This window comes from Parabacteroides distasonis (assembly GCF_004793765.1).
Classification (GTDB): Bacteria; Bacteroidota; Bacteroidia; order Bacteroidales; family Tannerellaceae; genus Parabacteroides; species Parabacteroides distasonis_A.
Map to the genome: position 1 here is coordinate 24,694 of NZ_SRYM01000010.1, position 23,333 is coordinate 48,026.

Here is a 23,333-nt window from a genome sequence, read left to right on the forward strand (position 1 = left end):
TATATGAAGAATAACATCATACTCCTTGCCGTAGCGACGCTAGCGTTGAACAGCTGCGGCATTTACAAGAAATACGAGCCTGTCACCACCCTCCCGGAGAATCTATACCGGGAGGAGATAGCCCCGGCAGACACCTTCTCCATCGGGAATATCAGTTGGCGGGACCTGTTCACCGATCCGGCCTTGCAATCCTTGATCGAACGGGGATTAGCCAATAATACAGATCTGCGGATCGCCCATCTAAAGGTGCAAGAAACCGAGGCGGCGTTAATGACCTCCCGCCTCTCCTACCTCCCGTCGCTCTCCCTAGATCCGCAGGGCACGACAAGTAGCTTTGATAAGGCGAAAGTGTCGTGGACATACAACGTCCCGGTATCGGCCAGTTGGGAGATCGATATCTTCGGCCGGCTGACAAACGCCAAACGGCAAGCGAAAGCCGCCTTGTCGCAAAGCCAAGCGTACAGCCAAGCCGTACAAACACAACTGATCGCCAATATCGCCAACCTGTATTATACCTTATTGATGCTGGACCGGCAATACGAGATCACGACGGAAACCGCCGTGAAATGGCAAGAGAGCCTTCGTGCCACCCAAGCGTTAATGGCAGCCGGCATGACTACCGAGGCGGCCGTATCGCAAACCGAGGCTACTTGCTACTCCATCGAGACTTCGGTAAAGGATCTGGAACAGACCATCCGGGAGACCGAGAATACGCTTGCCGTCTTATTGGGAGAGACACCTCAAGATATCGAGCGAGGAAGATTGGAAGAGCAGTCCTTGACCTCGGATCTGGCGATCGGCATCCCGGTGCAGCTGCTATCGAACCGTCCGGATGTGCGCAGCGCCGAGTACGCATTAGCGCAAGCGTTCTACGGGACAGCCTCCGCCCGCTCCAATTTCTATCCTTCGCTACGTCTTAACGGCAGTGCGGGGTGGACAAATAGCGCAGGTAGTTACATCGTAAACCCGGGTAAACTATTACTATCGGCGGTCGGCTCCCTCACGCAACCGCTATTTAACAAAGGAGCGAATATCGCCCAATTGAAAATAGCGAAAGCGCAGCAAGAAGAGGCCAAGCTCACTTTCCAACAAACCGTGCTCAACGCCGGAAAAGAGGTGAACGACGCACTTACCCAAGCACAGACCGCAAAGGGAAAGATCGACTTACGTACACACCAAATCGAATCGCTTGAAGATGCCGTCCGTAGCACCCAATTGCTGATGACGCATGGAAACACCACTTACTTGGAAGTGCTCACGGCACAACAAACCCTGCTCAGCGCCCAGCTCTCCCAAGTAACGGATCGTTTCGACGAGCTTCAAGCCACCGTAAACCTCTACCAAGCACTAGGTGGAGGCAGACATTAAAGAGAGTCCTTTCAGACTTGTATATAATTATGATTTTAACCTCCTTTTGTGCGTGACGCATAGAAGGAGGTTAAAAAATACCCTGTTTATGGTAATGCCGTAAACAATCCATCCGCTATCTTTGTCATATAAATAAAAGAATCTAGAAACAACCAAATTCATTCATATATGGCACGAATAGCAAAACAGTTGACCGACCTTGTCGGCAATACCCCCTTGCTGGAGTTCTCTAATTTCAACAGAAGCAAGGGCATTAAAGCCCAAGTAATCGGCAAGCTGGAATATTTCAACCCGGCTGGCAGCGTAAAAGACCGCATCGCCTTGGCGATGATCGAGGACGCTGAAGCTAAAGGCCTGCTGAAACCCGGCGCTACCATTATCGAACCGACCAGCGGTAATACCGGAGTCGGACTTGCTTTTGTCTCCGCTTCGAAAGGCTACAAATTAATACTGACCATGCCGGATACCATGAGTGCCGAGCGTCATAACTTATTGAAAGCGTTAGGTGCCCGGCTCGTCCTCACCCCCGGGGCGGAAGGCATGAAAGGAGCCATCGCCAAAGCGGAAGAGCTGCGTGACGCGACTCCCGGTTCCATCATCCTACAACAATTCGAGAATCCCGCTAACCCGGCCATACATATCCGTACGACCGCCGAAGAGATCTGGCGTGATACGGACGGTAAAGTCGATCTGTTCGTAGCCGGCGTAGGAACCGGAGGCACGGTCAGCGGTGTCGGTGCCGGATTGAAAGCTCACAACCCGAACGTACAAATCGTAGCGGTAGAGCCTAGCGATTCGCCGGTACTTTCCGGGGGCAAGCCCGGACCGCACAAGATACAGGGCATCGGAGCCGGCTTTATCCCCAAGACCTATAACGGGGAGGTAGTCGACAAGATACTGCGAGTAACAAATGATGACGCCATCCGTACCAGCCGGGAACTGGCCGAAAAGGAAGGATTGCTGGTAGGTATATCTTCCGGCGCCGCTGTATACGCCGCTGCGGAACTAGCTAAACTTCCGGAGAATGAGGGGAAAACGATCGTAGCGTTGCTTCCGGATACAGGAGAAAGGTATCTCTCCACGGTTCTATATGCTTTCGAGGAATATCCTCTATAGGCTTTTATCGGTTTACCCGGCATCATAGAATCAGAGTCGAAAACACTATAGTGTTTGTGGATAAACACTATAGTATTCAGACTAAAACACTACTGTATTCGTGCACGAATACAGTAGTGTTTTTTACAGATCACAAGAGTCCTTTCGTACTTGGTAGCTCAAACCGATAAATATCCCGCCGGATCGCCATCTTGATCGAGCGGGCCAAAGCCTTGAAGATACCTTCTATCTTATGATGCTCGTTCGTACCCTCGGCACGGATATTCAAATTCATGCGGGCAGCGTCGCTCAAGCTCTTAAAGAAATGGAGGAACATCTCCGTAGACATATCCCCTACTTTCTCACGGTGGAACTCAGCGTCCCAAACCAACCAAGGACGGCCACCGAAATCCAGCGCCACGCTACACAAGCAATCGTCCATCGGAAGGCAATAACCATAACGCTCGATTCCTCGCTTATCACCCAACGCTTTCAGCATGGCCTCGCCAAGGGCGATCGCCGTGTCCTCTATCGTATGATGCTCGTCGACTTCCAGGTCGCCTTTTACCCGTACCGTCAGGTCCGTACCGGAATGCTTACCGATCTGGTCTAACATATGGTCGAAGAAACCAAGCCCGGTAGAGATCGATGTCTTTCCGGTTCCATCCAGATTCCAGTCCACATAAATATCCGTCTCCTTCGTGGCACGCCGTATGACCGCACGACGCTCGCCGGCAAACAGATACTCGGTGATTTTATCCCAATCATCCGTGATATAGGCGGGAGACAATGAGGTAGCGTAAGCCGCCAACTCACTCTCCGCTCCCTCCTCCGGGCGCAACCAGATACCTTTAGCGCCCAGATTATGGGCCAACTCCATATCCGTAAGGCGATCCCCGATCACGAAACTATTCTCCAGATCGTATTCACCGGTCATATATTTCGTGAGCATTCCCGTACGAGGCTTACGATTCGGGGAATTATCCTCGGGAAAAGAAGGATCGATCAAGATATCGTCGAATACGATCCCCTCGCCTTCCAGCGTTTTTAGCATCAAGTTATGGGCAGGCCAGAAAGTCTCTTCCGGGAAAGAGGGCGTTCCCAGCCCGTCTTGGTTGGAGACCATCACGAACTCAAAATCCAACCGCTCGCGAATGAAATAGAGGTTACGCATCACCTTCGGGACAAACTCTAGTTTCTCCAAGCTATCCAATTGATAATCTACGGGCGGCTCTTTTACAAGCGTGCCGTCCCGATCAATAAACAACGCTCTTTTCCTCGTGCTCATAATTTCATGTTTTTCATCGCGTTCAATAAGCTATCATTCTCTTTCGGCGTACCGATCGTAATACGAAGGCAACCCCGGCATTTCTGCACGTTGCTACGGTTACGCACTACGATCCCTTTCTTCACGAGCCCATTATACATGGCATCTGCCTTGCCTACATTCACCAACAAGAAATTAGCGTCCGAGAGATATACTTGATAGGAGAATGGAGGCTCGGACAGGATCTTCTCCAGCCGGTTACGCTCCGTGAGGATCTCGTTCACTTGGTGCTTCATGGTCGCCTCATCGTTCAAAAGCTCCAAGGCTTTCTCCTGCGTAAGTTGGTTGACGTTATACGGATATTTGATCTTATTCAAGACACCGATAATCTCCGGAGAGGCGAATGCCATACCCAAACGAATACCCGCCGCTCCCCACGCTTTCGACAAGGTTTGAAGAACGATCAGATTCGGGAACCCGGATAATTCCTTCAAGAAAGAGGGATAAGCGGAGAAGTCGATATAAGCCTCATCGATCACCACGATTCCTTCATAATTCTTCAAGATCTTATAGATCGATCCACGATCCAGACTGTTGCCACTGGGGTTATTCGGGGAACATAGGAAGATCACTTTAGTCCACTCGTCCGCCGATTTCAACACTCGGTCAGCGTCCAAGTCGAAGTTCTCATCCAAAGAGACCTTACGACATTCCACGTTATTTACATCCGCAGCCACCTCATACATACCATATGACGGCGAGATCGTCACTACACTATCCAACCCCGGCTCGCAAAAGGCACGGATCACCAAATCGATGGCCTCGTCGCTACCATTACCCAAGAAGATCGAGTTACGATCCACGCCTTTCAGTACGGCCAGACGATCCTTCAATTTCCACTGCAAGGGATCGGGATAACGGTTATACGGCACATTCCACGGATTCTCATTCGCATCCAGAAAAACGGAGGCATCCCCATGAAACTCATCACGTGCGGATGAATACGGTTTCAAATTCCAGACATTCGGTCTTACTAAATCTTTCAGGTCTTTCATATCGTGTTCAATCTAATTGTTACAGCGTTGCGGTGAGCATCCAGATGCTCGTTGGCCGCCATGGATTGGATCGTACTACCCAAAGCACGGATACCATCGGAAGAGATCTCTTGAAAAGTGATCTTCTTGATGAAACTATCCAAGTTTACGCCGCTATATGCCTTGGCATAACCATTGGTCGGCAAGGTATGATTCGTGCCGGAAGCATAATCGCCTGCGCTTTCCGGAGTATATGGACCCATAAAGACACTGCCGGCGTTCTCGATTCGCTCCGCGATAGCGGTGTAATCCGCTGTTTGGATAATCAAGTGCTCGGGAGCGTATTGGTTCGTGAAGTCCACGACTTCCTGCGAATCTTTCAATACGATGATACGGCTGTGCGCTAACGATTTCTCGGTAATCTCCTTTCGGGGCAAACGATCGAGTTGCTCTTGGATGGCACAAGCCACGGGTTCCACGATCGTTTCCGAAGCGGTTACGAGGATCGCTTGGCTATCCACTCCATGCTCGGCCTGCGAGAGGAAATCGGCGGCGATAAAATCGGGATTCGCCGTCTCGTCCGCGATCACCTCTACCTCGGATGGGCCGGCGGGCATATCGATGGCGACTTCTTTGAGGCTTACTAATTGCTTCGCCGCCGTCACGTATTGATTACCCGGGCCAAAGATCTTATACACCTTGGGGACCGATTCCGTCCCATAGGCCATCGCCGCTATCGCTTGGATTCCTCCGGCCTTGAATATCTTACTTACACCCGCGACCTCCGCGGCAAACAAGATAGCGGGATGTATTTTCCCTTCCCGGTTCGGTGGCGTACATAATACGATCTCCTCGCATCCGGCGATACGTGCGGGCACAGCCAACATCAATACCGTGGAAAACAAAGGTGCCGTTCCGCCCGGAATATATAAACCGACTTTCTCGATCGCTACCGCTTTCTGCCAACAAGTGACTCCCGGGGTAGTCTCCACTTTCTTTCCCTCGAAACGCTGTGAGGCATGGAACTTCTCGATATTCGCCTTTGCCGTACGGATCGCCTGTTTCAAGTCCTCAGCGACCAAGGCATCCGCTTCCCGCATCTCCTCTTCCGAGACTTGAAGGGAAGAAAGGAGCACTTTATCAAACTTTTCCTCATACGCTTTTACGGCAGTGTCACCCTGCTCGCGTACCTCATCCAATACCGTACGGACCGTATCGAACAAGGTGGTTACATCCAATGCGGGACGTTTGATTAGTGAGCTCCATTCCTCACGTCCGGGATATTTTATAATCTCCATATCATACAATCATTTTCTCGATTGGAAGCACCAAGATGCCCTCAGCTCCCAATGATTTTAATTTACCAATAATTTCCCAGAAATGCTTCTCGGCAATCACGGATTGAACAGAGACCCATTCATCGTTTGCCAAAGGCGTGATGGTCGGGCTCTTCATACCGGGAAGCACCTCGATAATCTCATCCAGCTTTTCTTTCGGGGCGTTCAGCAACACGTACTTCTTGCCCTCGGCAATTTGAATCGCCTCGAAGCGGAATAGAAGCTCATCCAAGATCTCCAGTTTCTCCTTGGATAGATTATTGTTAGCAATCAATAAAGCCTCACAAGGAAGAACCACCTCCACTTCTCTCAATTGATTGCTTACCAAAGTGCTACCGGAGCTTACGATATCAAAGATAGCGTCCGCCAAACCAATGCCCGGGGCGATTTCCACGGAGCCGCTGATTACATGAATATCCGCCTTCACGCCTCTCTCCTCTAAGAAAGACCGTAGGATCACGGGATAGGAAGTAGCGATCGTTTTTCCCTCAAACCACTCAGCCCCCTTATATTCCTCATCTTTTGGGATCGCTAAGGACAGACGGCACTTGCTAAAGCCCAGACGCTTGATCAATTTCGCCTCTTGCCCTTTCTCTACGTACTCGTTCTCTCCGACAATACCAATATCCGCCACACCGTTAGCTACAGACTGAGGAATATCATCATCACGAAGGAATAATACCTCTACCGGAAAACCTTTTGCCGATAATAACAGGATGCGTTTGCCCCTGTTTAGTTTAATACCCGCTTCTTCAAGCAACATCATGGTCTCGTCGTACAGACGGCCTTTCGATTGTACCGCGATTCTCAACATAACTGTATCTTAATTTTTATTATAAATATCAATAAAAAAGGCTTACCGTAAAACGGCAAGCCTTTATCTTTTTATCATGAGTACATACATACCATTCAGCCCACCGAACTATTGCCCGCTGTAATGATGATGGTGATGTAATGCAGTCGTTATTTTCATTTCTTTTGCTATTTACGTCGCAAAGTTACAATAATAATTGAAAGAACAAATATTCCTGACAAAATATTATCACAATATCTATATTACTTCAATCCGTTCTTACGGAGCAACTCTTCTATCTCTTTCAAGCTTATAGATTCACGTTCTGCTTTGTCGTAGATGTAGAGCAAGTTGATCTCTGTCTCATCGATGGCTACCACTACCGTAAAAGAGATAACCCTTGCCCCACCGCTTTTGCCTCGTCCTTTGGAGGAGATACGCATACGGATTTTACGAAGGCCGTTGCCGAGATCGGTCCCGATCTGGGGATTCGCATAGATCTCTTCCTGAAACTCTATCAAATCCGATTTCAATGAAGGATAACGTTTGCTCAAGCGTTTTACCTCTTTTTCAAACGACTTGTCAAATACTATGCTATAATTCATTGATAAGTTCTTCTAAGTGTTTCGCTCTCTTTCCACTACGCTTACGCTCTTGCATCTCTTTCAGCCCGGCATCAATCCCTGCCAAGATTTCTTCCTTGCTGATATATTCCGTTTCTTCCTCTTCGGCTTTTGTCCTAATTTTATTGTTCAGCTTTTTCAGATAGTTCTTCACACGGTTGAGCGTGTCTTTATCATCGATGCTTAACAATTCTTCGACCAAATCCATCTTTAGGCATTTTAGTTCCATTGCCGTCATACAAATACTCCTTTCTTATTAATTCGTTCTCAAGGACAAAGATAATGATTTACTTTAATACAAATGACTCGCTTGCTGCTTAATCTTATTGGAAAGCATCAAGGGGAAGTCCAGATGCGCGGTAAAAAACGCATCTACTTCTTTCCGAGCTTCCTTCGATGTATGAGCGGAAAGCAAGGAGCGAACCCAAGCGGTGGGGAAAAAGATATCGCCAGTCCGCTGTACTTCCGGCATCGCTTCCAAAGCCGGACGGATATAAGTGACCGACTCTTGTTCTCGCAGGCGATGGTTCAAATGAGCGAGAGCGGAAGAGGCCCATGGCTCCACCCTACGATTCCCGGCGATCAACAAGGAAGCGAAGACACTGTCACGTTCCGCCTTGCGGGGCGATACGGACGGGGAGATAAATTGATACTCCTTCTTCCGGTCCGGATTCTGTATGCGGGACAATTGCGTAGCGATAATCTTATCCGCTTTTTCCGGCAAATGTATCGCCAACATATAGGATAAGCCAATATAATCATTCTCACTCAACGTACAATCTTTCGGAGCTTTCCGTTCCTGCCATAACGTATACAGACGTTGTACCGCCTCCTCTGAATCCGCTATCGAACGATACAAACGAAACGCCTGCAAGCGATGTTGGGATACGGGATTCGTTGTCACGATCTTCCACAAGGCCTGTTCCAACGGACGAGAATCCGACGGGAATATCCGCTGGCAATCTCCTAAATAGCTTAAAGCCATCGAGAACAATAAAGAATTAGACTCATTCGGTAAATACGCTAACATCTCATCACGGAACCCTTGCGGAGAAATCGTTTTCCAACGAAGATTCTCATAAAGGGTAATCAGCAAAGATCCCTTCATCACCTCATCTTCCGATGAGCGAAGCACGGACCATAGACCGGAAGACTCCCCCTCTGTTATTTTGAAGAAGCCATAACCACGCCCATTTATATTCGGAAGAATGACACAATTTCCATTCGGAAGAAAACTTAATTTCATTCGGAAGGAATCAGAGTTTCCTTCGAGAGAAACCGGGATTTCTTCCGAATCCGTTCCGCAGATCACCCGATAGGTTAATTCTTGCGGCCATTTTAAACCCCGGCCCAACGGATCACGCTGCTCTACGATCAACTCTCCATCCTTAACCGAAGCCGTAATCTCCGGCATACCCTTCTGATTCACCCACACCTCGCTCCAAGCGACCAGATCCTCTTCCGTATATTTATTCAAGATACGGATCAAGCCCTCCCACGTAGCGTTCCCATACGCATAAGTAGTCAAGTACTCACGGATTCCCTGCTGGAAAGCGTCTTCTCCCAAAATACGTACCAACATCTCCATAATCACGGGAGATTTATCATAGATGATATTTCCATATACCAAGCCGGCGTTCCGCAAATTATCCAAATCTTGCTTGATCGGATTCGCACCTGCCGTACGGTCTTCCGAATAAGACGCGGGAATATAATCCCGAATAAAATTCAACCGATGATTCACGTCCGGATACAAGGGTTCTACGATACGGGAAGCGAAATAATTAGCGAAAACCTCTTTAGTCCAGACATCATCAAACCATTTCATCGTTACATAATCGCCAAACCACATATGAGAGGTTTCATGTGCGATCAAGGCGCTCCGACTCAATCGCTCATTTAAGGTAGGAGGCTCATCCAGAAACATCCGGCGATCCGTATATAAAGTAGCACCCGTATGTTCCATACCCCCATATTGGAAACCGGGTAAGATAATCACGTCATATTTAGCGAAAGGATAAGGAATACCGGTAAAGTCTTCCTGCCATTCCAACGCATCGAACACCTCATCGGCGATGGCTGGGCATTGAGCGATTTTCCTCGGATCTGTCTCCCGATGATAAATAGAGATATCCCGTCCGTTCCGGGAATAAACCTCACGTGTTAATTTACCGGCCACGAATGAGAACAGGTAGGTACTAAGCGGTTCCGTCTCCTTGAAAGAAATACGATTCCGACCGGAGACGCTCGTACTATCCGTATGTGTGATAGCGCCATTCGCCACGGCCTGCCAAGTGGAAGGAACTTCCAAAGTCAAGGTAAAAAGCGACTTCATATCCGGCTGGTCAAAACAAGGGAATACCGTACGTGCCCGGTCCGGAACCAATAACGTATACAGGAACTCATCCCGCCGATTCAAGGATTGATCCGCAGGAGTAAAAGCGATCGCTACCCGGTTCTCTCCCACCGCTACCCAATCAGAGGCAATCACGATATGCTCATCTTTCACCTCATAGGGAATATCGCCTCCGTTCAAGGTAACGGAGGCCACTTGCTCCGGTTCTCCGCGGAAATCGATAATAAGCGGCTGCTTCTCGTCTAATCGCAACGATAGCTCCACCTTTCCCCGGATCGCCTCGTCACGAGATTCTGGAATCGAGAAGAAAAGATTATAACGGACATTTGAGAAATGCTCCTTCCGGAATCGAGCTAACTCAAGGCTCACACCGGGCCGGGACAAACCGGCCTCATCTTGTTTAACAGAGCTACAAGCAACCAGGCCGGACAGTACGCAAGCTCCGATAAATACTTTTAGGTTCATATCTCGTAATTATTCTCTTAAGTATTCTGCTATACCCATAAAATTTCGTTCCAACAAATACATCTGGCTAGCCATAAACGTGAAAAACTCTCCCCAATGCGCTCGCCGATGCAAATCCAATCCTTCCTTTGCCACATAGATGCGGGCCACTTGTCGGCCATTCTCACGGACAAAGCAAATATCCCAGATCAGGCCCTCGGGGAAATCCTGTTCCAAGGTCTCTTTATACCAAGTCAAGCGCTCAAACATCTCCAGACGTAAGTCCTCGCTACGGTGGTTTACCTCAAGAATAACGTAAGCCCCTTGGCGGTTCGCGTCGAATTTCAACTCAACGCCCTTTACCTTCGTGTCATATAATGTCCAAATTTTCTTACGCCCCCGCAAATAGGGTTGCACCTCACAAAAAGCGGCGAAGCTTTCCCAAAACTCCAATTTGAGATTCTTCAGTTCCTCCTTACTATACATTATCTATAAATATCTTTCCTTGTTACTTTAACGATCTGTCCGAATTTAGAGAGTTTCTCCATATCCATTTTCTTTGAATCACCGACTATCGCATATATCATTAAATGATCTTGTATATTCTCCTTATAAAAACGAAGGATATCCTCCATAGTCATCCGATCGACAGCCTCCAAGTAGTCCCTGTTCGGATCGCTCTCGTATCCTTCACGCCGGAAACCGGCGATCTTCAAGGAAAGAGAGCGGCTGGTAGGATATTCATTATTCACCCAATTACGAATCGTCTGCTTCACCGACTCCACCCGTTCCGGACGTTCCGGCATATCATGCACCAGATTTTCCAGCACTTCCATCGCATCGATCATCTTATCCGTCTGTGTAGCCAATTTCATCACGAAACTAGCGGGCTTCTCCGAGTGGTTCAAGGGAGGATGTTTCAAACGGGCATTCACCTGATAAGCGAACGAGCGGAACTCACGGATCTCCTGAAACATCAAGGATGACATATCCCCTCCGAAATAAGCGCTAAACAACCGGGAAACAGGATGATCTTCCTTAGCCTTCAACGGATCGATATACATATAGGCATAGATTATACTTTGCGTGACATCCTCCATGTCCATGAAAAAGACAGTCGGCTTATCATACGTCATAAGATCACGGATATAGGGAGAGTTCGATGGAATACTTACCTCCTCCAATGGTAAATGCAACTTGATTTGCCGAGCGGCCTCCTCTATAGACAATGTACCACAATAATGCAGGTTACAAGCGACCGAACGTACCTTATCGAAGGTGTCCAGCAACATCTTCCCTTTTAGTTTCTTGATCTCGGCGAACGATAATTTGGTCAAATAACGGGATTGTTCTCCAAATTTGACTTTCTCCAGCAGCATATCGGCCACGTTCTCACTGGAATTGAACAACGATTTCTCCGTTACCTTCGCCTCGTCCACGATCTGGCGTAACTTCTTATCATCCGGCTTGGCGTACCGCAAGAAATCGCCGACCAAAGCCATTGTCTGGGTAAAATGCTCATCGAAACCATTCACTACCACCAAAAACTCAGCATCCGTGGAATCAAAAGTCAGTGTACTGCCAAGTTCCTGCAATTTACCCCGAAAGACATCAAAAGACATCGATTCCGTCGCTACAAAAGGTAGATAAGCGGATAGTTTATCAAGATCACGAAGTTCCAACTGTCCCACGCCATAAGATAATGTCAGCGAGAATATATCATTTACAAAATTATGAGTCTTATACAACGTAACAAGCGGACGCAAGGATACGACCTCGACGTCTTTCTCAAAATCGAGAAAATGCGGTTTCAATTCTTGTACGGGTATCTTTTCCAAACGTTCCACATAAGCGGAGGAAGCATCGGAGTTCTTCGGTATAATCGGTGAATAATCCGGCTTGGGTAAGATCGTTTTCGGATAGCGTCCGGTCTTCTTCGTGACGTACATATAATTCTCCGTAAAATATTTCTTGGCGACCTCAATCACGTCTTCTCTTGACAAGGCATCGATACGGGCGACCTCGTCCAAATAATCCTGCCAGCTTTTCCCTTGAGAGAAAATACGCATCATCACATCGGCCCTTGAGTTTATATCTTCCAGTTTGGAGGCATATTCACGTTTCTGTTCCAATTTCAGGCTTTGAAACATCTCATCGCTAAAATCACCCTCCTTAATACGGTTGATTTGTTTCCATACTAATTTCTCGGCTGCCGCATAGGTCTGGAAAAAGAACTTCGGGAATACCAACAAGCCTAATATCCCAGCCTCATTCATACTTTGGTTAACCGCCATCGCACCCATCACCTTATGATCTACCGTCAGCTTATCCAAAAATCCCGTACCATTGGAGTTATTCAATAAGGATACGGCGATATTGAGCGCAACTTGATCCGGATGATTCGCGGGAACTCCCCGGAATCCCAATGCCATAATTTTCACGAAAGGCATAGGAATACGTACGTTCACTTTCTCCCGCCCCTCGAATGGTGGAAGCGCAACGATATCCCGGTGGGGTGGTTTCCCTTTTCGTATCCGTGAAAAAGTAGATTCCAAGATGGGTAAGACCTCCTCCGTATCGAAATCCCCGCTTAAGATCAATCCCATATTGGAAGCGACATAGTATTTCTCGAAGAACCGGCGCATCTCCGAAAGACGGGGATTCTTCAAGTTCTCCGCACTTCCGATAATCGGATACGCATACGGATGCGGATAGAAATAACGCTCTGTCAATTTCTCGATGGCGACACTAGCCATCGTATCTCCATACATGTTCTTTTCTTCATAGACCGTCTCTAGCTCACTTTGGAAAAGACGAAATACGGGATTTACCAAACGCTCACTATTGATCTCGGCCCATTGGGAGATATATTGCGGAGAGAATGTGTTGAAATATAATGTATAGTCGTAAGAAGTCCCGGCATTTAACTTCGTACCACCGAAACGAGAGATCAACCGGTCGAACTCATTAGGTATTACATATTCAGCGGCACGTACGCTCAGATCGTTAATGATTCGCTGCAAATGGGCACGCATCTTGGGATCCTCGGTATCCGCCAAAGCGTCATATTTCTCAGCGATAATGTCCAGCAAGACTTTCTCGGACTCATAGTCGATCGTCCCGATCTTATCCGTTCCTTTAAACATCATATGCTCGAAATAATGTGCGATACCTGTGTTTGGGGAATCTTTAGCTCCGGCTTTTACGACTACGGCTCCGAATATCTTAGGTTGGCTATGGTCCTCATTCAACCATACCGTCAAATCATTACTTAATTTATGCTCTCGTACCTGTAGAAAATCTGAGGTTGACAACAGAGATCTCATGGAATCCATTTAAGTTTATATTATTTCACAAAGATACATTTTTCAATTGGATTAATACACTTACATTCACAAGCAATCTTAACAAAAGGGCAATTTTAACGTAGGATTGAACCTATTTTTAAGAGTAGTGTTATATCAAAAAACGATTATTATGATAAATTTAGGCAGTTGGATGAACCAAGTCCTCACCGGATGGGGCGTAGACGAGAAAATAGCAAACACATTTGATGAGGCGATCATCGCCGTTCTACTAGTGGCGGTCGCTATCGGATTGGATTATTTATGCCAAGCTATTTTTGTCGGAGGGGTACGTAGTATCGTTAAGCATACGCATTATCAATGGGATACGTTATTAATTAAACGTAAGGTCGTACATTATCTCGTACATACGATTCCCGGTATTTTAGTATATGCTTTGCTCCCGATGGCTTTTATCCGGGGAAAGGAATTATTATTCATTTCCCAGAAGATTTGCGTGGTCTATATCATATTTTCCCTGCTGTTAGCACTCAACGGTCTTCTCTTAATGATGCTGGATTTGTTTAACCAACAGGAGAAAATGAAAAACAGGCCTATGAAAGGTTTTATACAAGTATTACAAGTGCTTGTTTTCTTCGTTGGCGGTATTGTCATTATAGCGATTCTCGTCAATAAATCCCCGGCTACCCTTTTCGCCGGATTAGGCGCATCGGCAGCTATTCTTATGTTGGTCTTTAAAGATAGCATATTAGGCTTCGTGGCGGGTATACAGCTTTCGGCAAATGATATGTTGCGCCCCGGCGACTGGATTACGATGCCTTCTGCCAACGCAAACGGTATTGTTCAAGAAATAACCCTAAACACCGTGAAAGTTCAGAACTTCGATAATACGATCTCGACAATCCCGCCTTATAATCTAGTGAATAGTTCTTTCCAAAACTGGCGCGGGATGGTTGAGTCCGGAGGACGTAGGGTTATGAAGTCCATTTATCTCGATTTGAATACGATCAAGTTCTGTACACCGGAGATGCTAGATACCTTCCGCAAGGAAATTCCTTTATTAGCGGATTATCAACCGGATAAGGATGTAGTCCCTACAAACTCGCAAGTATTCCGTATATATGCAGAGCGTTACCTGACAAGTCTTCCTGTCGTAAATCAAGATTTGGATTTAATTATCAGCCAACTTCAATCCACGGAATATGGTGTTCCCATCCAGATTTATTTCTTCTCCCGAAATAAAGTATGGAAAGAATATGAACGGATCCAGTCGGATATATTCGATCATTTCTTCGCTATGATTCCTAAATTTGAATTGAAAGTATATCAATATTCAGACTAAAGTACGTGTTCGAATTATTTTTCCTATCTTCGTCCTCGGATTATCTACTTAAAGTTTAAAATCGTCTTTATGAAAAAAATACAAGAATGGGTATATAATTTATTAGTTCAAATGGGATTGATAAGCGAAACTTCCAGTTACCTAGACAATATAGTGATCTTATTACTTATTATAGCCGTCACCGTCGGGATCGATTATAGTTGCCGGTATATTTTCCTAGGTATGTTCAAACGATTAGCGAGGAAGACGAAAAATCAACTGGACGATTTAATCGTGGATCGTAAGATCATCAATAAGATGATGCATATGATCCCGGCCATATTGATTTATATATTGTTACCATTCGCCTTCTCAACCGAAGAGACACCGAAGATTTTAATATTGCTCCAAAAACTTTGTCAGATTTATATCATAGCGGTTTCTTTAAGGTTTATAAACGCTTCCTTAAATCTGATCCACGAGATCTATAATAAAAAAGATTCCTTTAAGAACAAGCCGTTAAAAGGCTTCATACAGATCTTGCAGGTTACGGTTTTCTTTATTGGAGTGATATTGATTATCAGTATTCTTATCAATAAATCCCCAGTTTCTTTACTGGCCGGATTGGGTGCGTCTGCCGCTATCTTGATGTTGGTCTTTAAGGATACGATCTTAGGTTTCGTTGCCGGCATCCAATTATCCGCCAATGATATGCTCCGGGCCGGGGACTGGATCACGATGAGTAAATATGGTGCGGACGGCACGGTTATCGAGGTGACATTGAACGCCGTGAAAGTAAGAAACTTTGACAATACCATCACGACCATCCCTCCTTACGCCTTAGTAAGCGACGCTTTCCAAAACTGGAGAGGTATGAGCGAATCCCCGGGCCGCCGTATCAAGCGCTCTATCAATATCGATATGAACAGCGTACATTTTTGTACCCCGGAAATGCTAGAGAAATTTCGTAAGATCTCTCTTATCACGGATTACATCGATGGAAAAGAACAGGAATTAGATGAATACAATGAAGAACATCATATCGATAGTTCCATTTGGGTGAACGGACGTAGACAGACAAATCTGGGAGTCTTCCGTGCTTATCTCGTACGTTACCTAAGAAGCCTCCCGGAAGTAAGTAAGGAATTAGTCTGCATGGTAAGGCATCTACAACCGACTGATACAGGTATTCCCATCGAACTTTATTGCTTCTCATCCAATAAGGTATGGGTCGAATATGAAGGGATCCAAGCGGATATATTCGACCATGTACTTGCGGTAATACCGGAGTTCGGACTAAGCGTATTCCAAAATGTATCCGGTGCGGATTTGAGGAATATTATCATTAAACAACCTTTGTAGATAAATTGAGGCAAAAAACAGCAGAGATGGAAAAGATTAGAAAAATATCGAAAGAACAAGTAGTAATGGCTTTTGTTGCCACCTGCATTGAAACAACAGCAAGGCAACTGAATACCAATTACAATGAGATATACCAAAGAATGGAACGGGTGGGGATGATAGAGAATTATATCTTACCCAACTATGAGCCGTTGCACAGCGAAAGCCGTGAAGTATTGGCTGAACGTTTGATTGAATGTTTAAAAAATTGGGAGAACAAAAAATGAATGAAATAACGGTATATCATGGAAGTACAGAGAAGGTAGAAAATCCAATTTGTAGATTTGGACGAAAACATTTGGATTTCGGACAGGGATTCTATGTGACTAATCTGCGTGAACAGGCAGTCGCTTGGGCAAACAACACGGCAAGAAACAGGAAGATACCCATTGAGATCGCATTGGAAGAACTGTCCAAACACCAACCCAACAATCAAATGTGTATTCTGAATCAAGATATAATCAACAAACATCTCCGATATGATAGAACAGAAAAGTTATAATAACCCAATGAAATCACCGATAATTCAAGAAATCATAATGAGTAATCGAATCGGTGCCATTGCCATCATTCTGGCAGAACGTTTGAATATAAGCAGTGTGAGAGCCTTGAAGTTGTTTTACGAGAGCGAAACCTGTAGCAAACTACACGACAAATCGACCGGCCTCTATCTGTACGGAGACTTGTATGTAGCGGATGAGTTTATGCGCGAAATGGAGAACAAGCAATAACAGCATGCGAAACCGTCAATAAGAGGCTCTCCAAGTGAATAACTAACCACTTCCCAACTCATAAGCTTACGGCTACCCCCAGCCGTTAGTTATTCACTTGATAAGTGGTTAGTTATTCACTTGATAAGGCTTTTTTTAATTATTCAACACATTGATTTTCAGTAGCCCCAAGACAGAAAGTGCATCTACCTTTTTGGGGTATTTAAGCATCAATTCACTCCTTGCCGTATAAGTTCAATAAATTTTCGCTTTTATCGATCAAGGCCTGTAAAGAAGATGCCTTTTCATAATCTTGCGTCTCTGAAAACTCTTTTATTCTGCACGACAAATCATCTATACATTCCTTCAATGTATGAGCCGTTTCATTTCGTCCATTGGAAAGAGAAGCACCAAACAACTCTATCGCCTTCCCAAGATCTTGCTCACCCCCCTCTCCCTTGTAGTACTTAATTGCCAACCGATATTGTGCTTCCGGATCATTTTGTTCCGACAAAGAGAGAAGTTCTGATAGGTCAAGATCCGGAACTTGTTCTTCGTCTCCGGCCGAAATGATTCGTATAAATTCGATAAAATAATCATCCAGCGTACTTACCAACGGATAAAACGCAAATCGAAACACTTCCTCGTCTATACGGAAATCCACCCTTACATTCAATGCCGATTGGGACATAAGTTGATTGCAGTTTTCATTAATAAACAGACTAACCGAATCAAAATTATCCATCTGTATCTTATTGATAAGACGAAGTACAGCCGAGTATTGGCTTTCTTGTATCTTGATTGGCACATACGCAAACATAAGTACCTGTTTATCCGTTTCCATACAATTTAATGCGTGCGAATGCGGTTGACCAATCATATATCAGCGGAATGACGAGTTCGCCTTTTTGATTAACGAATCCATACTTCCCCCTTTAATCACCTTAACCATGTCATGATGGAGAGTCCCAACAATATCGTATTGACTTTTCAGTTTACTAATCAGATTCTTTTCCTTGTTGGATATTATCTTTTTCATTGTCTTCCGTTTTTCTGTTTATTTTTATACGTTCATACTCTCCTTGTATCGGCATAAATACTTTACCACCCACTTGAATGAAAGAAGTCGGTTCCGTACTGCTAATCAGTCAAATCCTATCACTCAGCTTCTCCACGACGTATTCGATCCCTACGACCAACATAAACGCCAAACAAAAAAACAGGATGCGACTACCGAACACGTCTATCCCATTAGTGAGAAACGAATGAGATTGCAATAACACCTCTACCATCCCACGGTCATAGGCTCTTCCGGCATTTTCCAATGACATCAGCCGTAGAAGGGGAAACTCTACGCACATATTATAAGCGATACGAGCGATAGCGACAAAAAGGGATATTCCCAATATAACGCTTAGGGAATATCCCATATTTTGCAGATATTTCACCATTGGATAACGTCCTAAGAATATCGATCTCTTATTACGCATAAGGGCACATTCCAAAGAAGACTCTAACTTCAACAAATGATTCTCACGCAATTTAGACAACATCCAACAACTCTCTTTCCCGATTTCCTGGCGCGGAAAACTCGTCAAATGACCTATCAACGCCAGCTCCTCAAACAAGGTTGAGCCGTCCACCCCGAAGTCCATCTCTATACCTGTCTCCTGCATAAACAAATCAGTCAGCAAATCATAGCTATCAAGCAGCGACAAATTGAAAAAAGTTCGCTTCGTTTTCCGCTGCCACCAATAAGCCCCTAAAGTCTGCTTATAGTAAAACGTAGCCGCCAGCAAAGAGTCCAAGACCTCAGTGACTTTATAACCCGATTTATCTTTAGACAAATCCACACAAGCTTCCTCAAAAACTTTCCGATATTCTTTTAGAGGCATGAAACCTTGCAGATACTCCAACGTATTCAAGAAGAAATAGGATATAAGGCTCAAATACTCCGGGGTTTCCTCTAATTGGGTAATATCATATACCCGCTCTTTCATTTTTCGTATATTCATAACCTTTCTACTTATTGATTTCATATCTTAAACTACGTGTCAAACTAAACAAATGTCGATACTGAAAAGAATATCTCCAACGCTCCACCTCCAATGCTCGGACACACAGCTGCGGATGAGAATAAAAAGCCGTACGACACCCCTGTTGTAAACGGTTCCATAAAGAAGACTTGCGAAACTCCTCGTAAGCTTTTCCCTGCCGGATCAGATTGTCCCGTTTGTCGCTCTTCAATCCGGAAGCGAGTTTGACGAGGGCTGATTGAAACACCTCCTCTCCTACCAAGACCGAGGCACATCGGTCAGCGGACAACTCGCTTTTCCGGCTCCAATATTGCAACGCCCCATATATCGGCAAGAACAAACCTTTATGTATCAAACCGAATAAGTATCCGGCTTCTTCCAATGTAATCAGAATGGTTTTATATAGCACATGCTTACAAAGGATATGGCCACACTCATGCCCTATGACGGATTTGAGTTCTTCACGATCCAGATGCTCGATCAATCCGCTAGAAAGGGCAATAAACGTAGAGGTCTCGCCATACGTATAAGCATTCATATAGGGAGAGTTATAGATATACAATTCCGGTTCCCGAATGCCGAGCCTTTTAACCAGTTCTTGAAAATCATGATACAATAACGGATAATTCCAAGCATCGACCCGTATCATATTTCCCAAATTCTCCCCGCAGAATTGTTGTTCAAATCCGAACTTCATGAAACAGGTGATCGCCTTATCCAATCCGGGGATCATTCGGATTGCCTTAATCGCTTTCGCATCTTCCGGATGCGTAATATCTTTTGCGTCCATAATAGATCAAGCCGTTAGCACCTTCCAAGAAGATTGATTATACACCGAGCGCATATAAGCGATTTGGATCACACAAGGAATCGTCACCCGATAGGCCGGAGAAGACAAATCGTATGCCGTCCAACCGGCAGTCAGAACCCATCCAACCGGACCTGAGAAGACAGAAGCCACTTTCCCAAGCGTGTTTCTGCCGGCAAACCGCAGTCCATGTCCCAACATCATGCGGGAAACCATATTGGCAGTATACAACGCTATCTTAGATGCGAAAACTTCACCTCCTTTCCGTATAAGAAGTTGTACGGCTGCCAACGTACATTGTTTCCGTAAATCTTTTGCCGGAATCTCCAAAGCCGCAGCCAACTCACCCAACTCTTTCGTATCCATGCGTCCAACCGCATCCGCAAACATCTTCCGCAACAGACGTTCTTCCACAGCCTCAATGGCTTCATGCTCCGAATAATCCACCCGCATCTTTTTACATACATCCCGCACGATCTCCCGATACGGAACTCCATACCCCCGGCAACAGTTCACAATCGTGTTCCCTCCATACCGTTGAAGCTCGTTAGCAACCTCTCGCCACATATTCCGCATATTATCCGGATAGTTGCACAAATAAGCATCCGTATCCGTCAATTGTTCAGCCATGCGGATTTCCCCTTTCGCATCATGCGTCAAATAATCCGCCAATGTCTTTAAATCTTCATTCCGGCATTTCGCCAAGAATTGTAGGTCTTTGTCGTATCGCATTTCTTTCCTGTTTGATGATTATGTGGGCAAAGGAAAGAGGGGGGACGGACAAAAGGTGTCTAAGAAAAGATAAAAAAACGCTTCTTTATTACATATAAAGCCACTAGTAATTTAAAATTTCTAAATATTCATCTATCTCATCTATAATTTTATGGATTTTATACAAAGATGGTAATTCAGTATTGTTAGGATTATTGTATTCTAATTCTATTTTTAGAATAGCATTTTTCCCATTTTTAGTTGCATTTATAATTTCCTTTTCTAGTGCTTTCCAAATACCACCTGTATTTTGTTTTCTAAGTTGTGATAAAATGTTTATTAATTCTGTAGGGCCATTCATTTGTTGAGCAAAAATATGCCCTCCTTGATATAGTTTTGTATCAATATTCGATAATTTAGTATCTCGACCTATGGCCTGTAAGTCTGCATTTCTTCCTCTGTTTTCAACTAATAGTTCTGCTTCGGCCTTAAAAACTCGCCCTTGTTCATCGATTGTGTATTTAAATCGATCATCAACAATATATGTGCTATTAGGTAAGAAATTTTGATTTAGAAAATTATTGGCTTCTACAACTCCTTTTTCATTTTTCTCACCAGCTGTCGCATAAAAGGTGTTTTTATTTCTCTCTTCTGCTATGATTTTATCACCATCTCTGTAAATGCGTTTACCATTAACTTCTTCTATCTGTAAATCTTTTATTCTATATTTTGAATTTAATTTGTCTGCATTAGATTTTTTATTATTCCAACGTTGCATATTTTCTATCCATTCTAAGTGTTTGGGATCTTTCCTAATAGAGGTCTTTTGTAATTTTGAATAAGCATTTAAATATGGATGACTATTGATATATTTAAAAAAAACATCATCTTTAGTATCTGATAAAAAAGTGTTCAAAAGATTTGTATCATCTAAGTGATCTATTAGCTGTTTTGACAATTCACTTTTCAAAGGCAGTTCTTCTAATGCTTGTACAGATGTAATAGAAAGAATGTTTCTGTCTGACAATTTTTTTATTAGAGTTTCTTTTTGTATTAAATCATTATGAGTTAATTCTATTATTGTTTTTCTTTTATATGCAGATGTGCTTGTTCTTTTTAGTATCACCTCCGTTCTTTTTACATATTCTTCACTCCAGGATACAGTTCTCTTTGCAGTTTTCTTTGCAGCTTGCTTTACAAGAATATTATCTCCATATTTTTTTATATACTTCTCCGTTTTTTTTATGCTTTTCTTTATTACAGAAGATTGTGATATAGAAGTAAATACATTTATTGTTAGTAGTATAAGTAAAAAAAATATTCTCATATGCTTTCTTTTATTTTTTGAAATAATATTTGATCTTCATTCAATAGTATATCCTTTAAATAGGAACTTTGTTTTGTGATTTCTACTTTTAAGTCAGCCAAAGCATATTGCGTAAGAAGTATACAAAGCAACTCTTCCGGAGTTTTTTTGTTCCAATCTTTGATAACATCATTTAGTATTATACCTCCATTAATCAACATTCCTGTACCACCAGTCAATATATTAGTCGTAAGATCTCTCATTAGTATAACTCTTTCTTTAGAGGTATAGTCTTTTATTAATTCGATTTGATCACTTTTTAAAGGATACAGATAGGTTAGATGCGTTTTATCAATTTTGAAATCACAGCAATATGATGGTATCCATTCTTGATAATAATTATTTCTGCTTTTTGTTAACTGTTTGATATATATATCTAAGTATTTTTGGATAATTTCAGAATTTATAAATGTGTCTTTTTTGATTTGATCATACCATTTTTTTTCAAAATAGGAACTTCCACTTCCAATTAAAAATGCAAATTTTTGAAAATCTAAAAAACCTCCAGAATATTCATTTTGTATATTCTCTATCCTTTTAATTATCAAGGAATCTAATTCAAACTGTAAAATAGTAGATAATGTATCAGATAAAAGTGATATTTGCAAATCTCTATTAATGTCTATCTCTTTTTTTATATTTCCAAGAAAAATGTCTTTCTTTGAGTTGGATATACTATCTAATTCTTTTTCGACAGGTGTACCTCTTAGGATTTTATTGACATCTCGCAATTGATAGTAATTCATGTTTTTATATAAGGGTATAATTTTTTCATAAAACAAATCACTCAAAAGTGAATTATTCTTATAATTGTCTTTGTATAACAGAGCTGATTCTATTGGGGTTAGATTCAATATTGAATCCAACTTTATAAAATCAGAGTTTATTAATTTAGATTTTCTAAAGGAAGACTTGTTGTTTTCTAATAGAATATTATTATCAAATGAACTATCACAATATATCCATGCTTGTGATGGTAATATTTTCTCTTTCTCAAAATGCCCACTAATAGAAACAAGAAGTAGTATTCCAATGCATGGTATTAATTCTATTAAAAACGCTTGACGTATTCCTTTAATGAACTCTTTACTGTCATGGTCGTCAGAATATTTACAAATACCCCACATAATAGGAAACAATAGAAAAGTTATGAGAAAACTAATCCACCAAAGAATTGAATTGTAATATATATATGAAAAAATCATACAAAGAATGAATATAGGAAGAAAAATGACTGAAACTATTATAATAAATGCAATTAAACACTCTACTATAATCCATTTAAAAAGTCGTTTAATCCAATTAGTCATTTTTTAGTATAAATATTTATTTTGTTTGATTTCATTTTTACAATAATA

23 protein-coding genes and 1 pseudogene are annotated in these 23,333 nt (G+C 43.5%); 7 read left to right on the forward strand and 17 right to left on the reverse strand.

From position 1 onward, the window contains the following. Positions 1–3: 3 nt before the first annotated feature. On the forward strand, positions 4–1,368 hold the full coding sequence (locus tag E5342_RS05235; RefSeq protein ID WP_121734787.1) for an efflux transporter outer membrane subunit: 1,365 nt from the start codon (positions 4–6) through the stop codon (positions 1,366–1,368). A gap of 168 nt (positions 1,369–1,536) precedes the next feature. Beyond that, entirely contained in the window at positions 1,537–2,484 is a 948-nt protein-coding gene (gene cysK / locus E5342_RS05240; RefSeq protein WP_135958971.1) for a cysteine synthase A, read from the forward strand. 130 nt (positions 2,485–2,614) lie between these two features. Here the strand turns inward: cysK and hisB are convergent, their stop codons facing one another. The 9 genes from hisB to E5342_RS05285 form a co-directional block, all read right to left on the reverse strand. Then, positions 2,615–3,751, reverse strand: coding sequence for a bifunctional histidinol-phosphatase/imidazoleglycerol-phosphate dehydratase HisB (hisB, locus tag E5342_RS05245; RefSeq protein ID WP_121734529.1), 1,137 nt, complete (start codon positions 3,749–3,751; stop codon positions 2,615–2,617). Next, on the reverse strand, positions 3,748–4,785 hold the full coding sequence (hisC, locus tag E5342_RS05250; RefSeq protein ID WP_121734530.1) for a histidinol-phosphate transaminase: 1,038 nt from the start codon (positions 4,783–4,785) through the stop codon (positions 3,748–3,750). The genes hisB and hisC overlap by 4 nt, the downstream gene beginning before the upstream one ends. Continuing rightward, positions 4,782–6,062 (reverse strand): histidinol dehydrogenase, encoded by a 1,281-nt coding sequence (gene hisD, locus E5342_RS05255; protein WP_135958972.1) that lies wholly within the window; start codon positions 6,060–6,062, stop codon positions 4,782–4,784. Before hisD ends, hisC begins: the two co-directional genes overlap by 4 nt. A 1-nt stretch (position 6,063) precedes the next feature. Further along, the gene (gene hisG / locus E5342_RS05260) at positions 6,064–6,915 is read right to left on the reverse strand and encodes an ATP phosphoribosyltransferase (RefSeq protein WP_135958973.1); all 852 of its coding nucleotides are present in this window, start codon (positions 6,913–6,915) and stop codon (positions 6,064–6,066) included. A gap of 242 nt (positions 6,916–7,157) precedes the next feature. After that, positions 7,158–7,499 carry a type II toxin-antitoxin system RelE/ParE family toxin gene (locus E5342_RS05265; RefSeq protein WP_044544649.1) on the reverse strand — a complete coding sequence of 114 codons (342 nt, stop codon included), beginning with the start codon at positions 7,497–7,499 and terminating at the stop codon, positions 7,158–7,160. Beyond that, positions 7,489–7,755, reverse strand: coding sequence for a hypothetical protein (locus tag E5342_RS05270; protein WP_036615828.1), 267 nt, complete (start codon positions 7,753–7,755; stop codon positions 7,489–7,491). The genes E5342_RS05265 and E5342_RS05270 overlap by 11 nt, the downstream gene beginning before the upstream one ends. Before the next feature lie 54 nt (positions 7,756–7,809). Continuing rightward, positions 7,810–10,338: a M1 family aminopeptidase gene (locus E5342_RS05275; RefSeq protein WP_135958974.1), complete on the reverse strand. Its 2,529-nt coding sequence runs from the start codon at positions 10,336–10,338 to the stop codon at positions 7,810–7,812. Between the two features lie 9 nt (positions 10,339–10,347). After that, positions 10,348–10,803, reverse strand: coding sequence for a DUF4268 domain-containing protein (locus E5342_RS05280; RefSeq protein WP_121734534.1), 456 nt, complete (start codon positions 10,801–10,803; stop codon positions 10,348–10,350). Beyond that, complete coding sequence (locus E5342_RS05285) at positions 10,803–13,652, reverse strand: M16 family metallopeptidase (protein WP_135958975.1); 2,850 nt, start codon at positions 13,650–13,652, stop codon at positions 10,803–10,805. The genes E5342_RS05280 and E5342_RS05285 overlap by 1 nt, the downstream gene beginning before the upstream one ends. 142 nt (positions 13,653–13,794) lie before the next feature. Here E5342_RS05285 and E5342_RS05290 point away from each other — a divergent pair, with 142 nt between their 5' ends. From E5342_RS05290 to E5342_RS05310, 5 genes are all read left to right on the forward strand, one after another. Next, positions 13,795–14,964, forward strand: coding sequence for a mechanosensitive ion channel family protein (locus E5342_RS05290; RefSeq protein WP_135958976.1), 1,170 nt, complete (start codon positions 13,795–13,797; stop codon positions 14,962–14,964). Positions 14,965–15,033: 69 nt separating this feature from the next. Next, on the forward strand, positions 15,034–16,305 hold the full coding sequence (locus E5342_RS05295) for a mechanosensitive ion channel family protein (protein WP_121734537.1): 1,272 nt from the start codon (positions 15,034–15,036) through the stop codon (positions 16,303–16,305). 26 nt (positions 16,306–16,331) lie between these two features. Beyond that, positions 16,332–16,571: a DUF3791 domain-containing protein gene (locus E5342_RS05300; protein ID WP_008772246.1), complete on the forward strand. Its 240-nt coding sequence runs from the start codon at positions 16,332–16,334 to the stop codon at positions 16,569–16,571. Beyond that, complete coding sequence (locus E5342_RS05305) at positions 16,568–16,846, forward strand: DUF3990 domain-containing protein (protein WP_310794152.1); 279 nt, start codon at positions 16,568–16,570, stop codon at positions 16,844–16,846. Before E5342_RS05300 ends, E5342_RS05305 begins: the two co-directional genes overlap by 4 nt. Beyond that, a complete protein-coding gene (locus tag E5342_RS05310) occupies positions 16,824–17,075 on the forward strand; it encodes a hypothetical protein (protein ID WP_121734539.1) in 252 nt (83 codons plus the stop codon). Before E5342_RS05305 ends, E5342_RS05310 begins: the two co-directional genes overlap by 23 nt. Before the next feature lie 214 nt (positions 17,076–17,289). Here E5342_RS05310 and E5342_RS05315 read toward each other — a convergent pair whose 3' ends face one another. The 8 genes and pseudogenes from E5342_RS05315 to E5342_RS05345 all read right to left on the reverse strand — a co-directional run bounded on the left by E5342_RS05315 (position 17,290) and on the right by E5342_RS05345 (position 23,102). Continuing rightward, complete coding sequence (locus E5342_RS05315) at positions 17,290–17,898, reverse strand: SEL1-like repeat protein (RefSeq protein WP_135958977.1); 609 nt, start codon at positions 17,896–17,898, stop codon at positions 17,290–17,292. Next, positions 17,885–17,950: pseudogene (locus tag E5342_RS20285) on the reverse strand (hypothetical protein); the annotation flags it as partial. The pseudogene E5342_RS20285 and the gene E5342_RS05315, both read right to left, overlap by 14 nt. Next, positions 17,938–18,093, reverse strand: coding sequence for a hypothetical protein (locus E5342_RS19305; RefSeq protein WP_168354455.1), 156 nt, complete (start codon positions 18,091–18,093; stop codon positions 17,938–17,940). The pseudogene E5342_RS20285 and the gene E5342_RS19305, both read right to left, overlap by 13 nt. 109 nt (positions 18,094–18,202) lie before the next feature. Further along, a complete protein-coding gene (locus tag E5342_RS05325) occupies positions 18,203–19,069 on the reverse strand; it encodes a hypothetical protein (protein ID WP_121734541.1) in 867 nt (288 codons plus the stop codon). A gap of 7 nt (positions 19,070–19,076) precedes the next feature. Further along, positions 19,077–19,880, reverse strand: coding sequence for a M48 family metallopeptidase (locus E5342_RS05330; protein WP_135958978.1), 804 nt, complete (start codon positions 19,878–19,880; stop codon positions 19,077–19,079). A 6-nt stretch (positions 19,881–19,886) separates the two neighbouring features. Next, positions 19,887–20,630, reverse strand: a complete 744-nt coding sequence (locus E5342_RS05335) for a DUF3944 domain-containing protein (protein WP_135958979.1) — start codon at positions 20,628–20,630, stop codon at positions 19,887–19,889. 103 nt (positions 20,631–20,733) lie between these two features. Next, positions 20,734–21,936 (reverse strand): DNA/RNA non-specific endonuclease, encoded by a 1,203-nt coding sequence (locus tag E5342_RS05340; RefSeq protein ID WP_135958980.1) that lies wholly within the window; start codon positions 21,934–21,936, stop codon positions 20,734–20,736. After that, a complete protein-coding gene (locus E5342_RS05345; protein WP_135958981.1) occupies positions 21,933–23,102 on the reverse strand; it encodes a hypothetical protein in 1,170 nt (389 codons plus the stop codon). Before E5342_RS05345 ends, E5342_RS05340 begins: the two co-directional genes overlap by 4 nt. Between the last annotated feature and the right edge of the window lie 231 nt (positions 23,103–23,333).